The organism is Gracilibacillus sp. HCP3S3_G5_2 (assembly GCF_052063305.1).
Taxonomy (GTDB): domain Bacteria; phylum Bacillota; class Bacilli; order Bacillales; family Amphibacillaceae; genus Gracilibacillus.
On sequence record NZ_JBQHXU010000004.1, the window covers coordinates 329,226 to 346,100 of the forward strand.

General features: G+C 37.4%; 11 protein-coding genes. 6 read left to right on the forward strand and 5 right to left on the reverse strand.

Going from position 1 to position 16,875, the window contains the following annotated elements:
- Positions 1-18: 18 nt before the first annotated feature.
- Both ACTNEP_RS08600 and ACTNEP_RS08605 read right to left on the reverse strand, forming a co-directional pair.
- Complete coding sequence (locus ACTNEP_RS08600; RefSeq protein WP_441161498.1) at positions 19-1,044, reverse strand: ATP-binding protein; 1,026 nt, start codon at positions 1,042-1,044, stop codon at positions 19-21.
- Entirely contained in the window at positions 1,040-5,239 is a 4,200-nt protein-coding gene (locus ACTNEP_RS08605) for an AAA family ATPase (protein WP_441161450.1), read from the reverse strand. The genes ACTNEP_RS08600 and ACTNEP_RS08605 overlap by 5 nt, the downstream gene beginning before the upstream one ends.
- Before the next feature lie 111 nt (positions 5,240-5,350).
- Between ACTNEP_RS08605 and ACTNEP_RS08610 the strand changes: the two genes are divergently transcribed.
- Positions 5,351-5,494 (forward strand): hypothetical protein, encoded by a 144-nt coding sequence (locus ACTNEP_RS08610; protein WP_441161452.1) that lies wholly within the window; start codon positions 5,351-5,353, stop codon positions 5,492-5,494.
- Here ACTNEP_RS08610 and ACTNEP_RS08615 read toward each other — a convergent pair.
- Positions 5,491-6,237 carry a response regulator transcription factor gene (locus tag ACTNEP_RS08615; RefSeq protein WP_441161453.1) on the reverse strand — a complete coding sequence of 249 codons (747 nt, stop codon included), beginning with the start codon at positions 6,235-6,237 and terminating at the stop codon, positions 5,491-5,493. The genes ACTNEP_RS08610 and ACTNEP_RS08615 overlap by 4 nt on opposite strands.
- A 369-nt stretch (positions 6,238-6,606) precedes the next feature.
- Here ACTNEP_RS08615 and ACTNEP_RS08620 point away from each other — a divergent pair, with 369 nt between their 5' ends.
- Entirely contained in the window at positions 6,607-10,089 is a 3,483-nt protein-coding gene (locus ACTNEP_RS08620) for an endo-1,4-beta-xylanase (protein WP_441161455.1), read from the forward strand.
- Between the two features lie 148 nt (positions 10,090-10,237).
- On the opposite strand, the gene ACTNEP_RS08625 is transcribed toward ACTNEP_RS08620, so the two are convergent.
- The gene (locus ACTNEP_RS08625; protein ID WP_441161499.1) at positions 10,238-11,797 is read right to left on the reverse strand and encodes a malate:quinone oxidoreductase; all 1,560 of its coding nucleotides are present in this window, start codon (positions 11,795-11,797) and stop codon (positions 10,238-10,240) included.
- A 375-nt stretch (positions 11,798-12,172) separates the two neighbouring features.
- On the opposite strand from ACTNEP_RS08625, the gene ACTNEP_RS08630 reads away from it, so the two are divergent.
- The 4 genes from ACTNEP_RS08630 to ACTNEP_RS08645 all read left to right on the forward strand — a co-directional run bounded on the left by ACTNEP_RS08630 (position 12,173) and on the right by ACTNEP_RS08645 (position 15,542).
- Positions 12,173-12,823 (forward strand): SDR family oxidoreductase, encoded by a 651-nt coding sequence (locus ACTNEP_RS08630; RefSeq protein WP_441161457.1) that lies wholly within the window; start codon positions 12,173-12,175, stop codon positions 12,821-12,823.
- A 159-nt stretch (positions 12,824-12,982) separates the two neighbouring features.
- Positions 12,983-14,257: a phytoene desaturase family protein gene (locus ACTNEP_RS08635; RefSeq protein WP_441161458.1), complete on the forward strand. Its 1,275-nt coding sequence runs from the start codon at positions 12,983-12,985 to the stop codon at positions 14,255-14,257.
- Positions 14,238-15,122, forward strand: coding sequence for an RNA polymerase sigma-70 factor (locus ACTNEP_RS08640; protein WP_441161460.1), 885 nt, complete (start codon positions 14,238-14,240; stop codon positions 15,120-15,122). The genes ACTNEP_RS08635 and ACTNEP_RS08640 overlap by 20 nt, the downstream gene beginning before the upstream one ends.
- Before the next feature lie 63 nt (positions 15,123-15,185).
- Positions 15,186-15,542, forward strand: a complete 357-nt coding sequence (locus ACTNEP_RS08645; protein ID WP_441161461.1) for a DoxX family protein — start codon at positions 15,186-15,188, stop codon at positions 15,540-15,542.
- A gap of 127 nt (positions 15,543-15,669) precedes the next feature.
- On the opposite strand, the gene ACTNEP_RS08650 is transcribed toward ACTNEP_RS08645, so the two are convergent.
- Positions 15,670-16,695 (reverse strand): EmtA family 23S rRNA (guanine(2470)) methyltransferase, encoded by a 1,026-nt coding sequence (locus tag ACTNEP_RS08650; RefSeq protein WP_441161462.1) that lies wholly within the window; start codon positions 16,693-16,695, stop codon positions 15,670-15,672.
- Between the last annotated feature and the right edge of the window lie 180 nt (positions 16,696-16,875).

Consider the following 16,875-nt stretch of genomic DNA (forward strand, 5'->3'; position numbering starts at 1 on the left):
CTCATCAGTTGGAGGAATTTATACATTACCTGAGGATCTTGTCTCTTCTTTCTCTAGTGATGGGGAGATCTGATCAGAAAAAATTGGTAAAGAAAAATAAAAAGTCGTCCCTTTCTGCTCCTTACTTTCCACCCATAAGCGACCATTATGACAAAGAATAATTTCTTCGCTAATAGCTAGGCCTAGTCCATTCCCTTGACCCCTACTCTTGGTATAATATCGGTCAAATACATAGTGAATATCTGATTTGGAAATACCAGTTCCTTGATCTTTCACAGTAAAAATGACTTCATTTGCATCCAAAATAGTTAAAGCTATTTCAATTGTACCTATATCGGTATGTTTAATCGCATTGGATACGAGATTCGTCATGACTTGTTCCAATCTCATCACATCAACTTCTACTAATGGATACTGATCGCTAACATCAGCCTCAATCCGCCCGTTAAACTCAAGACCAGCCTGTCGGATTTCTAATGTAAACATATTACAGAAATGCTCATATAATTGATCGACAGGAATAGCTTCCATTGAAAAATGCATGTTTCCTGATTCCAGTTTTGATAAGTCAAATAGATCCTTTATAAGCTTATCCAACCCGCCTATTCTATTATTGATAATTTGTAAATATTCCGTTTGTTTTACAGGGTCATCGACTAATCCATCTAATATTGCGCGGACATAACCTTGGACTACCGCAATTGGTGACTGTAGATCATGTGATACATTTGATAGCAAATGCTTCATTTTCTCTTTAGAATTGTTCAACTGCTGATTGACCTCCGTTAATTGTTGATTCGTTTCATTTAATAATGCAGTTCGTTTATCCACCTTTGCTTCCAAATCAGCATAAAGATACGCATTCACAATCGATACTGCTGCTTGTGATGTAATAAATGTTAAGAAATTTAATCGTTCATGGGTAAAAACATGCGTAGAGTGATTGTTTTCCATATACAAAACAGCCACCAGCCTATCTTGATTGACGATCGGGAGACATAAAACTGATTTTGCTTGGGTTTCTTGAATATAATGATTCTCAATAAATGGCCCCTGTTCTGCTGCATGATCTAATACAACCCGCTTCCCTGCTACTTAATACATAATGAACAATCGCTGACGATACACGAGCATGACACTCTATTGGCTGTGGCTGCTGATATATTTCAACCTCACCATTCATATGGTTAAAAGCCATTAATTCGAGTTTGTTCTCTTCAGGTAGCAGGAAAGATACATGCTCTGCTCCAGCGTAAGTTAAAACAATATCCATTAATCGGCTAATTAGCTGACTCAATACTACTTCACTTGAAATGACCCGAGCCGCATCAAAAATCGCCTTTGTATCTACACTATCCTTCGTATCATAGTTATTTGCGGGGCTTGTGTTGATTTGAAGAAACAAATCTGGATATGTTTGCTTGATTTGTTCTGCGATATGCACAGCTCCCCAATTAATAAAACCGTTATACGCTTCTGTCACATAGGATTTGGCGGTTTTCGGGGACTGCTTTGCCAGATAAAAATTTGCCGCACAGTGATTGGCAATTGCAACGTCTTGAAGGAACCCATTTTCTTCAGCATTTTCTATTGCTTGATGATAGTGAGCTGTTGCCTGGTTATCATCACCGATAAGTTTCTGATATTCCGCACGAATTAATAAATACTTGTGCAAATAGTTAGTTGGAGAGTGCTTTGCCCACTTCTTTAGTTTCTTTAAGTTAGCCTTTAATTTGCTCCAACCGCTTCTTCTCGTTATCTCTCCTTCTTCGATTAATTTAACAATCCATAATGAATGGTACAAAAAGTATTCTGGTGCAATGATTAACACCATCGTGTTATTTACTAGTGGCTCCAGTTCCTGCATTAATGACAAGGCAATAGAACGATGATTGAATAAATAAGCCATTTGTAAGCGCGTGGTTTTATGAATAATTGCCGCTGACTTATCATCTGTAAAATCGGAAAATTCCCATTTAGGCTGTTTATCAGGTGATGAAAGCACAGTAATCCAATCCGATAATTCACTTAAATAATCATTGGAAATCGCATATTCATGTTTCTTTGCAAATGTTAACTGTCTTTCGATTCCTTCCTTAACCTGTTCTAAATTGCCTCCCTTTAGATACTGTGTAAGGCCAATGAATGCACCAGTAGCACCAGCTAAATGCAAATTACCCGATTCGATACAAAGCTGCTGTGATTTCTCTAAATATTCTAAGCTATAGCGTATAGGCTTTATCCAATGATTAACAAATGAGCCAAACACGAAGTAGACACGTGCTTGTAATGCATTATTTCCTGAATTTTCTACATGTTGAATCGCAAGCCTTCCAAATTGATAGCTTTCTTGGTAATCACCGAAACCTGCACTCAGTGTCAATGCATAATTGTTGTAAACAAGTGCAGCTAGATCCATATCCCCGTATTTTAAGATTAAACGTAGTGCTCGCAACATCAAAATCGTTGCTAAATTTTGATCGAAATGATAAGCCGGTGCATTGGAATTGATTAGTGTTCGCATAATCATTTTTTGATCTTCATCTGTTACAGGAGGGAGCTTGAGTAAATCTTCTTCACGCTTGTTTGCTAAAGCAAGCTTTGTTAACAAATATTCCTTTGCTACTAGCGCTTTATTCGGGTTATCTTTTATTTCAATACCAAATAAGCGCAAACCATCAAGCCCTGAATTGGTCGCTTGTTTCACCTCGTGTATATGGATGTATAATGTTATTTTTAAATTGTAAATATATAGCTTCTCTTGTGGAGTTTTGGCTTTTATTAATGTTTCTTCAAAGATGTCTTCTGCTTCCTCAAAAAATTGGTTAAGGTATAATGATTCACCGTATCCCACCATAACAGAATACGTCTCTTCATAATCGCTCACCCACTTATCCTGAGGTAATAATCGAAAAGCATTCTGATAAAAAGTTAATGCTGATTTAAATGCAGCTGCAGACTTTGCTCGATCACCCGCCATTCGGTTCCATTTGGTTAAATCACCTTGTTGATCTTCCGTTAGCCGAGATTGACAGAGATTTAAATGGTTCACAATGGAAAAAATGTGTTCCTCGATTTCATCAGTTGTCAAATGACTAATTAACTCTTCTGCGATCGTTAAATGACTTTGTTCGCGCTCTTCTGTAGACATCGACATATAAAATGCTTGTTGAATTTTATCGTGTAAAAACCGGTAGTTTGGAGGGTTTTCGTTTAAGAACTGTTCATTCTCATTTGGATAGACCCATTTATAACGAGCATCCATCGGGAGGATAATCCCTTCTTCTAATCCAGCCCATAGTTGATTGGCCGTTGTTACATAGCTTTCCCCAGCGATAGTTGCCAATAATTTAAGATTAAACTGACTTCCTATACAAGCAGCCGACTGTAATAGCTTTTTCGTTTCAGCTGATAATTTATTGATCTGCTTCATAATAAAATCAATCATGGAATCTGTCATTGGAATCTGTTTCAAGGTGGTAACGTTAACCTGCCAAGTCGCTGTCCTTAAATCAAAATGGATCATTTTTTCTTGATTGAACAATTGTAATAATTGAATGATAAAAAAAGGATTTCCTTTTGTAATACGATAAATTAACTCAACCAATGGTTCCGCATCTATTGCTTCAAGAGAAAGAATTTCCTCTAACCATTGTTCGATATGGGCCTTTGCTAAAGGGTGGACAGGAATAGTAGACACATGTACTTCTGTTTGATTGATTTGATTGATAAATACTTCAAACGGATGGCCAACCGACACTTCATTATCACGATAAGCACCGATAATCAGTAAATTTCTTCTGTCTGGATTTGTTAGGAGATGCCTCAATAAATCAATCGTTGCACTATCCGACCACTGTAAATCATCGATAAACAATACAAGTGGATTTTTCTCAGAAGCGAACACCTCAACAAATTTTCTGATCGCTAGCATAAAACGGTTATGAACGCCTTGTGGTGGTAGGTCTGCTCCTTCTTCCTGCTTCCCGATTAACCATTCAATTTCGGGAATAAAATTCGCGATTATCCAAGCATTATTAGCCAATGAATGATGCAGCTTATCTTTCCATCTTTGAATGCTTTCCGCATCCTCCGTTAAGATTTGCCTTATTAAAGACCGAAAAGCTTCAATAATCGGTGCGTAAGGAATATGCTTCTGATATTGAACAAACTTACCAGTAATAAAATATCCCTGTTTGTTTAATAATGGTCGATGCAGTTTATGAACCAATGCCGTCTTACCTATTCCAGACGGACCTGGGAGAAGTACTAGCGCAGGCTCACCATGCTGTACATGCTTGAACTTGCTGATCAGCTCCTCCAGTTCACGGTCTCTGCCATAAAGTTTATTTGGTTTTTCAAGCATGGGGCTTGCATCATGCTCTCCTAATGAAAATAACTTTAGGTGATTATCCGAATAAAAAGCATGAGAATATCTTTCTAAATCTTTTTTTAATCCGTACGTACTTTGATATCTCTGTTCCGGCACTTTAGCAAGTAATTTCATAATGATATTAGAGATGATTTCAGGTATTGTAGGGTTTACTTGGTGAGGATGAATTGCCGTTTGGGCCAGATGTGAATGAATCACTTCAACCGGGTCCTTTGCTCGAAATGGAAGACGACCTGTTGCTATTTGATAGAACAAAACACCTAATGAATATAGATCGGAACGGTAATCAATTGGTCGATTCATTCTACCCGTTTGTTCAGGAGATACATAACTAACTTCTTCGATCTGATATGGTGTTATGTCAGCTTGCTGCATTTCTTTAGAGAGCATGGTCGATTGATGAAAGCCAGTTAATTTTAATTGTTCGCCATTTGGGTTATATAAAATATGATTTGGTTGAATCGATTTATGAATAATATTGTGTTGATGCACGGATCCAAGAATAGTTGTTAATTTAATTGCGATCTTTAGAAATGTGCTGATATCAAAGACTTGATTACCTCTTAACCAATTTGTTAGGCATTGGCCTTCAAAAAACTCCATCAGCAAATAAGGTTGTTCTTTACTTTTTTCTAAGGCCACAGGTTTCAAAACTCCATAAAGCTCTAAATCAGATAGCATATAATACTCATGAATTAATTCAGCTTTTGATTGAGGATGTACGTTATTATGAATAGTCTTAATCAAAACCTGTTCCTTATGGAAGCTGGAAACAGTTTTATATAATACCCATGAGTTCGAAGTAGCGATTGTGTCATGCAGTTGATAACTCGATAATTTTTTCATCATCTATCATCCTAATTCTTAAAATTTTAAGTTAATTTTAACCAGAATTTAGCTCTTTTTTAAACTCACTCCTTATACTTTGTATGACGAGTAAAAAAAGGGGGAATACATATGCAAGACGAAAAGAAACAAAATCACCAGCATAAACAGGAAGTAGATAAAGAATGGTTGGTCTTACTTGCTTTTGCGAAACAAAAAGGATTTACTCTACAGCAAGTGAAACAATTTTTAAGAGAAAAGCAGATGTCCGATTAAGGCAATTTAACGTCATCGTGTTCTTCGATTAGATTAAATTTATATCCAATTCCGCGGACCGTCTCGATATATTTAACTTGATTAGTATTCGATTCTAACTTTTTCCGTAGATTACTAATATGTACCATAACAGTTCGATAATCTCCTAAACTGGTTTCATCCCAGATTAACTCAAATATTTTCTCTACACTAAAAACTCTTTCAGGGTTCTGCGCTAACAAACATAGAATTTGAAACTCCTTTGCTGATAAGTGCAATACTTTGTTATTTAACCTGACAACCGCACTGTTAAGATTAATCACTAATCCAGGGTATTCGATTATATATGACTTTTTTTCAATGGTTACATTTTGTTTGTCAAGATGGGATAGCTTCCGATACCGGCGTATATGTGCCTTTATTTTTGCGATTAATACCGGTGAACTGGTCGTTTTCTCTATGAAATCATCTCCGCCAACACCTAATCCCAAAATTTTATCCATATCATCTTGTTTAGAGCTAAGGAAAATAATAGGTATATCTATTATTTTCTTTATTTCCTGACAAAGCTCATATCCGTCTAATTTAGGCATCACTACGTCTAAAATGATTAAATCAGGGGCATTCTGTCTTATTATTTTTAAAGCTTCCACCCCATCTTCAGCAGACAACACTTGGTAACTGTTTTCTTTCAAATATAGTTCTAGTATGTTACGCATATCCGCATCATCATCGACTATTAAAATCTTTTCGCTAGCCAACATTTGTCCCCCTTTTCTTAAATTGTCATTATTTTTTCTGCTCACAATATTGCACACACACTTAGTACTTTTGGATGATACAAACTACCTTTAAATGGTACTTTTCTATTAGTATACCAAAGGTTTTATGGAGAACAACTATAAGATTATAATTATTGCCAAATTTTCCGCTATATTTATCGGAAAATCACACCAACTAACTTTGAAAGTCACTAATATATGAATATGTTTAATTTTTAAAGTATTACCTTTAACTTTTGTGGTTAAAGGTTTTTCATTAACGAGCTACAATGTTAGTTGGAAAGGAGGTTGACCACAATTTTGTAAGCGTTTTATTTTGATAAAATTTTAGAATATGGAGGAATTCAAAATATGAACAGGAATCTTAAAAGATTTATTTCATTATTTCTCGTAACGATTTTGATTATTCCATCAGGTTGGATTACAACGGTTGCAGAAGCGGCAACGACTGAAGAGAAAGTGGAGACCGAGGCAGAAACTGTATACCACGAAACGTTTGAAACTGGTTTGGGTATTGCTAATAAAGCAGGGAACTCTCAAGTCGAAGCTGTTACAGATGTCGTTTTTGAGGGTAATGAGGATGGAAATGCTATATACATTCATTCAAGAACAGAAAATTACGATGGTGTTGATATTAATTTTAGCGACGTCAACATGGAAAACGGAAAGACATATACGATTACTGTCAATGGCTATGTTGATGATACCGTAAATATCCCTGAGGGTGGAGAAGCTTATCTTCAAATTCCATCCGGAGATTATCCTTTACTGAGTAATACTGATTTTATTGCAGGACAAGCATTTACTTTGTCGGGAGAGTATACTGTAGATGCAGAAATAGATTCAGCCTTCCGCATTCAATCAAACGATCATGGAAAAGAAGTTCCTTTTTATATCGGAGAAATCCTCATCACTACTAATGAGTCCTCTACAGGAGACAATGAAGAACCAAATGAACAAAGACCCCCAGCTCAAGAATTCACCACCATTACCTTTGAAGACCAATCAACAGGAGGATTTGAACCTAGAGGTGATTCGGAAATACTTACTGTAACAGATGAAGCGAATCATACTGAGGGAGGCTCCTATGCCTTAAAGGTTGAAAACCGAAGCCAAAATTGGCATGGACCATCGTTAAGAGTAGAACAGTTTGTAGACCAAGGGCAAGAATATAACATATCGGCATGGGTTAAGCTGATCTCGCCTGAGAGTTCACAGCTTCAACTTTCGACTCAGGTTGGCGAAGGTGATAGTGCTAATTACAACAACCTGCAAAGTAAAAACGTTAGTACGGAAGACGGATGGGTTCAGCTCGAAGGAACGTATCGGTACAGTAGCGTAGGGGGCGAATACTTAACAATTTATATAGAAAGCAATAACAGTACAGCATCCTACTATATTGATGATATTACGTTTGAGCCAACTGATTCTGGTGAAGTAGAAATTGAGAAGGACCTTATACCGATCAAAGATGTCTATCAAGACTATTTCTTGATCGGAAATGCCGTATCCACTGCGGAATTTGAAGGTAGTAGATTAGAGCTCCTAAAAATGCACCATAACCTTGTTACGGCAGAAAACGCGATGAAGCCGGGCTATGCATATAATGATGATAGAGAATTTGATTTTACGGCTGAGGACCAGCTTGTCGAACAAGCCTTGGAGAACGGGTTCCAAATTCATGGCCATGTACTTGTTTGGCACCAACAGTCAGAAGAATGGCTCCATTCAGATGACAACGGGGATCCATTAAGTCGTGAAGAAGCACTTGAAAATCTGCGAAATCATGTTCAAACAACTGTGGAACACTTTGGACCAAACGTTATTTCCTGGGATGTTGTCAATGAAGCAATGATAGATAACCCGCCAAATCCATCTGATTGGAAAGCATCCTTACGTCAATCAGGTTGGTATCATGCTATTGGCGAGGATTATGTAGAACAATCCTTCCGTGCAGCAAAAGAAGTCATTGATGAAAATGGCTGGGATATCAAGCTTTATTACAATGATTACAATGATGATAATCAACCTAAAGCAGAAGCCATTTACCAGATGGTTAAGGAAATTAATGAGGACTATGCAGCAGAAAATAACGGTGAACTCCTTATTGACGGTATTGGTATGCAAGGACATTACAATTTGAACACCAATCCGGAAAATGTGAGACGATCGTTAGAGAAATTCATCTCTCTTGGTGTTGAAGTTGGGGTCACAGAGCTTGACATCACAGCTGGTAGCAACAATGAACTGACGGAGCAACAGGCAATAGCTCAAGGCTATTTATATGCACAATTATTCCAACTATATAAAGAACATGCTGAACATATTTCTCGTGTAACATTCTGGGGTCTGAATGATGCGACAAGCTGGAGAGCTGAACAAAGTCCACTATTATTTGATAGAAATTTACAAGCAAAGCCGGCATACTATGCGGTGATCGACCCTGATACATTCCTTGAAGAACACGAGCCTGAGGAACGAGATGCCAATCATTCTACCGCTTCGTACGGTACCCCTACAATCGATGGGATGATAGACGATGTTTGGAGCGATGCACCTGAGCTACCGGTAAACCGCTACCAAACAGCATGGCAAGGCGCAACCGGAACAGCAAAAGCTCTCTGGGATGAAGAAAACTTATATGTTTTAATTCAAGTTAGTGATTCGGAGCTTGATGATTCAAATGAAAATGCCTGGGAGCAAGATTCTATTGAAGTTTTTGTAGATGAAAACAATGAGAAGACATCATTCTATCAAGATGATGATGGCCAATATCGGGTAAACTTTAACAACGTGGCTTCCTTCAATCCTGAAAGTATTGCCGAAGGATTTGAATCAGCCACTCGTGTATCAGACAATGGTTACACAGTAGAAGTGAAGATACCATTTAAAACTATTACTCCTAAACACAACACAGAGATCGGTTTTGATGTCCAAATTAATGACGCTAGAGACGGCGCACGTCAAAGTGTTGCAACATGGAATGATACTACTGGGGCAGCGTTCCAAGATACCTCCGTTTTGGGAAATCTAACACTTGTCCAATCACAAGAGCCGGAACCAGAAGTTCCTAGAGATCCTGAAGAGTCAGGACCAGAGAAACCTGAAAAGCCAGAACAAGTGGTCATAAAACCAGAAGTAAAAGATAACCAAGTAACAATTGATGATGAAACCATCAGCAACATAGAAAAGAATGCCGATTTGATTATTGACTTAAGTGAACATGACGCTTCCGTAACTGTGTCATTTACTAGCGACCAAGTACAAAGATTAAAGCAGCAAAATGTCAATATTACCATTAAGCTGAAGAATGTAAGTATTCAATTCTCTGCATCGATATTTACTAATGGTAATCAAGCGGTCGATATTGTAATGCATAAAATGAAGGAGATAAAAAATGCTTTAAGTGTTGTATACGACTTTACCATTATTCAAGGTGACCAAGAAATCAATCAGTTTGATTCACCCGTTATCCTTTCATTTAACGTCGACAAAAACAAAGTCGAAAACCCTGATGACGTCAACGTGTTTTACTGGAATCCGGACACTAAAACATGGGAATCCATTGGTGGAGAATACAAGGATGGGCTTGTGACAGCAGAAACAGACCACTTTAGTACTTTTGCCGTGTTCGAAGTAGAACATACAACAGACGAAAATACTAACCAAGAGGAAGAACCTGAAGTAACTAAGAATGATAGTACAGATAAAACAGCGCCAGAAAACGAATTACCGGACACAGCTACCAACACATTCCATTATTTGGTGGCAGGATTTATTATTCTACTGATTGGAGCAGTTGTCCTCCTCATTAGTAAAAGAAGACAAGTCTAGTTTCTCTAGTGTAAAGTAAAAAGACTGATGACATATCATCAGTCTTTTCTCTATTCTCTACTTTTATGTTTTACTATCCACTTTTTGAAATTTACTATCAACTTCAAGTACTTAACTATCATCTACAAGAAAATACACATGCTTAATATTAACTACTTTTTGATTTTTTCTTTTTGATAGGCGTATTAGCATTTAGTCCAAGTGCTTGCTCTGTTGCAGTATGGATTCTCTCGAACATCTGAGGATTTTCCGCTAGAGACACACCATATGATGGTACCATTTCTTTTATTTTCGGTTCCCATTCATTCATATGTTGTGGGAAACATCTTTCCAATACTTCTAGCATTACTTGTACTGCAGTAGAAGCACCAGGTGAAGCACCAAGCAATGCTGCTATCGAGCCGTCAGCAGCACTAACCACTTCTGTACCGAATTGAAGTGTTCCTCTTCCACCATCCTCAGTATCCTTGATGACTTGGACACGCTGACCTGCTACGACGATATCCCAATCCTCGCTTTTAGCATTTGGAATAAACTCACGTAATTCTTCCATTCGCTTTTCTTTCGAAGACAAAACTTGTTGGATTAAATATTTGGTTAATGCCAACTCTTTGGCACCAGCAGCTAACATTGTTAACACATTATTCGGTTTGACTGAACCAAATAAATCAAAATTGGAACCGGTTTTAAGGAATTTCGGAGAGAAACCCGCAAACGGTCCAAATAGTAATGATTTTTTATTATCAATAAATCTTGTATCAAGATGTGGTACAGACATAGGGGGTGCCCCCACTTTAGCTTTACCGTATACTTTGCCATGATGCTTCTCCACAATTTCAGGATTGTTACATACCATAAATAGACCGCTAACAGGAAAGCCACCAATTCTTTTAGACTCAGGAATGCCCGTTTTCTGTAATAAAGGTAGACTTCCTCCTCCACCACCTATAAAAACAAACTTTGCAGTGTGATATTCTATTTTACCATTCTTGATATCATGCACTTTTAATTCCCATAAACCGTCTTTCTTGCGTTTTATATCCTTCACAATGTGCTTGTAATTGATTTCTACGTTTTTTTCCTCTAAATGGTCGAACAACTTACGTGTTAAAGCACCGAAGTTGACATCTGTTCCAGAGTCTATTTTTGTAGCTGCTATCGGCTCATTTACTGTACGATCCTCCATGACGAGCGGAATCCATTTCTTCAATGTTTTTGGATCATCTGAATATTCCATATCCTTAAACAGAGGAATGCTTGATAACGCTTCAAAACGTTTTTGCAAAAAGGTTACATTCTTTTCCCCTTGCACTAAACTCATATGAGGAATTGGCATAATAAAGTCTTGTGGATTCTCAATCAAATTGCTTTTTACTAGATAAGACCAAAACTGTCTGGATACCTGAAACTGTTCATTAACTTTTACCGCTTTAGTCGTATCGATTGAGCCATCAGGTCTTTCGGAAGTATAGTTAAGCTCGCATAATGCGGCATGGCCAGTACCCGCGTTATTCCATTCGTTAGAGCTTTCTTCTCCGGCTTTATCGAGTTTTTCAAACACTGTAATATCCCATTTTGGTGCTAGCTCTTTTAGAATTGATCCCAAAGTCGCACTCATTACTCCGGCACCAATTAAGATAACATCTGATTTTTTCTGTGTGTTGCTCATTAAAACCTTCCTTTCCTGATCCCTATCTACATGATGAATAGTGAAACTTATCCGAGTGTTAGCGTCTGTTATCCCTATACTTTTCCTTGTGATACTTAAAGCTTATAATAGAGGTCTTACAGCCGATTAGCACGTTGATAAAATCTCCTGCCTGATTTTTACAATGTCTTCCATCTATAGTCAATTTTAATTATTAAAGTATTTCTATTATCTAATAATTATAAACTATTTAGGATCGGAAAAAAAGTAAGAATAGTGTCACAAAACTTAATAAAACAAACATGGTTAATTCTAACAAAACGCGAAATAATAATGAAGTGACTTATTATGGTGCATGTTGGAAATCAATTATTTAACTTTTCTTCCTTTAACCTTTAAAATGAAAACATATAAAAATTGGAAAGGGTGAAGCAAATGAAAGTACTAGTAGTAGGTGCGAATGGCCAGATAGGAAAACATCTTATCAAATTCATTCAGGAAGATGATAACTTAGAGGCAAAAGCGATGATTCGAAAAGAAGAACAGGCTAGTTACTTCCAAGATCTAGGTGCTGAAGTTGCAATAGTGGATTTGGAGGATGAAATTGAAGTAATTGCTAAGGCGGCAGAAGACGTTGATGCAATTGTCTTCACAGCAGGGTCTGGCCCACACACTGGTAAAGACAAAACCCTTATGATTGACCTTGATGGCGCAGTTAAAACGATTGAGGCAGCTAAACAAGCTAATGTAAAACGTTATGTGATGATCAGTTCATTCGATACAAGTCGGGAAGCCATCCAATCTGCTCCAGAATCTTTTGCACCATATGTGGTGGCCAAGCATTATGCGGATGAATGGCTGACCTCCACCGATCTAGATTATACGATTATTCACCCTGGTGCACTTACCAATGATCCAGGCAAAAACCAAGTGCAACTAGCCGAGAAAGTCGAAAGAGGCGAAGTGCCACGAGAAGACATTGCAAGGGTAATTGTTGCTAGTTTGAACAATGATTCCACCATTGGCAAGAGATTTCAAGTGGTGTCAGGTGATACACCTGTGGAAGAAGCGATTAAATCAATTTAAAACCATACAGTATTACTAAAGACAGATCCATTTCTATAATTAAGAAATGGATCTGTCTGTTCATCCTCAATATTTTTGATCGTTATCCGAAAAGCTCTGTCACAACCAACCTACATTCCTCGTCTTGAGTTATGAATTAACGAAAAAGGAGGAATTCTTTTGACTCAAAAATGGGATGTAGTCATTATTGGTGCAGGATTAGCTGGATATGTGGCAGCTAATTATCTAGCCAAAACCGATTTGTCAATATTAATAGTAGAAAAAGGGAAGTATGTTGGTGGCAGAGCTAAAACAGATAAGATGAAGCAACAATACTTCAACCTTGGACCTCACGCCCTAAATAAAAAAGGAAAAGCGAAGCTTCTTCTCGAAGAATTAGGTATAAAGCTAAGTGGGAAATCACCTCAGTTAACAGGTGATTTAATGGAAAACACGATGAAACATGCTGCTCCTCTTACTCCTTCAGGGCTGTTTGCAACAAGCTATTTAAATTGGAAACAAAGACTGGAATGGCTCTTGATTTTAATGAAAGTAATGAGGATGGATGTGGAAAAGTTACCAGACCAAACCTTCCAACAATGGGTGAAACAAAACGAATTGTCGCCAAAAGTAGCGTCGCTCCTTTATTTATTAGCAAGACTTGCTACTTATTGTCATGCTCCTGAGGTGGTAAGTGCCAAAATAATGCTGTCTCATTTGAAGACTATCATGAGTGGTGTACTTTATATAGATGGGGGATGGCAAACGATCATCGACCAACTCCACAATAAAGCAGTCATCTCAGGTATACAGCTTCAAACACAGACAGTGGTGAAACAAATAGCATCATTCGCCCATCGAAATGATATTACCTTGCAGCTAGCGAATAACGAAGAAATAATCACTAAAAATGTCATTTGTACAACTAGTCCGTATGAATTGAATCAAATGTTAGGTGAAAATCAAAACAGTTTCTTTGCTCAAATAACGCCTATAAAGGGCGCAACATTCGATGTCGCCTTATCAGAACTGCCCAATCCAAAACGGTTGTTTGCTTTAGGTATCACTGATCCTTACTATTATGCTGTACATTCTCACTACGCCCAACTTTCTGCTAATGGAAATAGTACTATTCTGCATGTTTTTAAATATCACTCCCCTGCTACGCATATAGATGGAAAGAAGGTAAAAAACGAACTTGAGCAATTCCTAGAAAGACTTCAGCCAGGTTGGCAGCAATATGTCATCACAAAACGTTTTCTTCCCAACATAACGGTAAACCAACGCCTACCTAAAATAGGAGATGAACAAAAACTACAACATGCTAAAAAAGAGATTCCAGGATTATATATAGCAGGAGACTGGGCTTCTCCAGATTCCATTTTGGCAGAAGGAGCAATCACCAGTGGTCAACAAGCGGCTAATGAGATAATAAATGAACAGAAAAAGAGATGATAGGATGCAAATTAGTAATGAAGAATACCAACATTTTAAACCTTTGTTATTTTCATTAGGGTATCGGCTGTTAGGTTCGATATCAGAAGCAGAAGATGTTATGCAAGAAACTTTTTTAAAAGCGTTTGAAATAAATGAACAGGGCGTCGATAATAAGAAAGCTTATCTTTGCAAAATGATGACGAACCGCTGTCTAGATCTACTAAAATCTGCTAGATACAAACGCGAACAATATGTGGGGCCGTGGAATCCGGAGCCTCTTTTGCTAGTAGAAACAAATGACTTCGATCCCTCTGAAATAGTTCTACAAAAAGAAGGACTAAGTATTGCCTATTTAAGAATGATGGAACATTTGACACCAACTGAAAGAGCAGTCCTTCTTTTAAGAGAAATATTTGATTTCTCCTACTCGGAGATTGCTAAAATCATTGAAAAGAAAGAAGAAAGCTGCAGAAAAATATGCAGCCGTGCCAAGCAAAAGATCTCAACCATAGAAGGTGAAAGCTTAAACTATGAGGAGAATAAATCTATCATTACACGTTTTATTCAAGCATTTGAATCACAAAATATGGATGCCTTATTAGAACTTATCTCTGAAAATGTTACGCTATACTCTGATGGTGGAGGAAAAGTCCATGCTGCTGTTCGCCCAGTCGTATCGCTTTCCAATGTATTGGCATTATTATATGGAATATCAAGAAAGGTCCCAGAAGATTTTTATTACCATGACATTAAAAATGTCAACGGTCAGCCATCTATTATGATTTATATGAATGGAGAACTCCATAGTATCATGAGTTTTCATATTAGGAAGGGCACTATTATTGAAATATATCTAACTATGAATCCTGATAAATTGCCTTAATTTTGCATAGCCTGTCTCCTTTACTGCATATATATAGACTATCAACTGCTAAGGAGGCTTTTTATGCCAAGAAATATTTCAACCTATCAAATCATCAGGTATGTAGTCAGCTATGTCTTTATAGCTTCTGCTCTTATGAAATTGGTGGTCGCAGATTTTACCAGTGCTTTTGCTGATTATGGTATACCATACCCTGAAGCAGCAGTATTAATTGTCGGAATTACGGAATTAGTATGTGGAGTGCTGATTGCTTTTAATTACTATGTTAAAAAGGCAGCGATTCCATTATTAGTTATTATGGTTGCCGCTCTTTTTCTTACGAAAGTACCTGCTCTCCAATTAGGACTACTCCATTTTGCATTTGAAGCTAGATTAGATATTGTTATGTTTTTCCTTCTGTATATTCTTTGGAAAGAATAACAGACTTTTGAAAAACTCCAATCTCATTTATAAATTTATTCTATAAATTTCATTAACGCAGAAAGGGATTAAGCCACTCCCTTTCTGCGTTTATTCTCTAGTTTTTAACTTTAACGGAATCTTTCTGTTACGTCCTCCTACATTCATCTTGTTTTTCAAACACAAACAATGTAGGATGCAAACCCTTCAAGCTCAAAGGATAAGATGTTAGACAAGAAAATCCTAATCGTTTTGCTTCCCCCAACAATTGATTGACACTTTCTGATAAGATAACGGCTCTTCCGTTTGGCTTCAAAACTCTACATATTTCATTCATCATATGGTGGTTGAACAATGCTAAGTCCTCGTCAGGTGATATTTGTCTCCCAAAAGGAAGATTAGTTACAATTTTATCAACCCCACTATCAGAAAAAGGCAATTGACGTGCATCCCAAACATTCACTTCCACCTTCGCATCATCCAGATTACTTTTAGCAATCATTGTGACTACGTCAGATATATCTCCACCAACTATTTGTTTTGCAGGGTATGTGGCTCGTTCAAACAAAACGGTACCAGAACCACAACATGGATCTACAAATATATCTGTCGATTTAGGATCGGATAACCACACCATTGCATGTGCCACAGTTGGTAGTAATGAGCCACGGGAGAACCGCCGTGTCTGATTGCGAAAACGAAACGTAGCATCTGTAAGCCGAAGTGAAAAAACCACATACTGATGTTCAATGTCGAGTCTGAATTCTATCTGATGATTTTGAGACGTTCCCCTATCCCAACCTGGGTAACGCATATTAATACCCTCCATTGCTTTTTTAGCTACTTCAAAACGACTATAGGTTTGTTTTCCTTTACGGCTTGCATTTACCCAAAATAAATCTGTATGATCAATAAAATCCAAATCCAACCGGGATATTCGCTCACTTACCTGAGATAAATGCTTTTTATGTGGACCAATTTGAAATTGATCCATTACTTGAAACAAGTTATCTGCACCCCTTAAAGAGCTTAAAGATGAGACAGACTCAGCTGTAGTAAAGAAAACCTTCCCTCTATTTATTTGAATTATTTCAGCATCACACACCTTGTGGTTGATTTCATTTGATAAAACGGATTCTAATCCAGGCAATACGCTCGCAAAATAAAGAGTCATACATAACGCCTCCAATTTATTGAACGCCGTTTAAAGAACACAAAAAAGCCGTGAATGAACTAACTTAAAGTTCATCACGACTTCTTGTAGACCTTTTTCATAAACTGTTTTACATATAAGTGCTGACAGTATATTTAACGGCATTATGATGATTAAGTTCATTGACTGCTGATACTTAAA

Coding starts and splice junctions, on each gene's coding strand:
- ACTNEP_RS08605 (WP_441161450.1), bottom strand. CDS start 5,239: ATGAAAAAATTATCGAGTTATCAACTGCATGACACAATCGCTACTTCG.
- ACTNEP_RS08610 (WP_441161452.1), top strand. CDS start 5,351: ATGCAAGACGAAAAGAAACAAAATCACCAGCATAAACAGGAAGTAGAT.
- ACTNEP_RS08615 (WP_441161453.1), bottom strand. CDS start 6,237: ATGTTGGCTAGCGAAAAGATTTTAATAGTCGATGATGATGCGGATATG.
- ACTNEP_RS08620 (WP_441161455.1), top strand. CDS start 6,607: ATGAACAGGAATCTTAAAAGATTTATTTCATTATTTCTCGTAACGATT.
- ACTNEP_RS08630 (WP_441161457.1), top strand. CDS start 12,173: ATGAAAGTACTAGTAGTAGGTGCGAATGGCCAGATAGGAAAACATCTT.
- ACTNEP_RS08640 (WP_441161460.1), top strand. CDS start 14,238: ATGAACAGAAAAAGAGATGATAGGATGCAAATTAGTAATGAAGAATAC.
- ACTNEP_RS08645 (WP_441161461.1), top strand. CDS start 15,186: ATGCCAAGAAATATTTCAACCTATCAAATCATCAGGTATGTAGTCAGC.
- ACTNEP_RS08650 (WP_441161462.1), bottom strand. CDS start 16,695: ATGACTCTTTATTTTGCGAGCGTATTGCCTGGATTAGAATCCGTTTTA.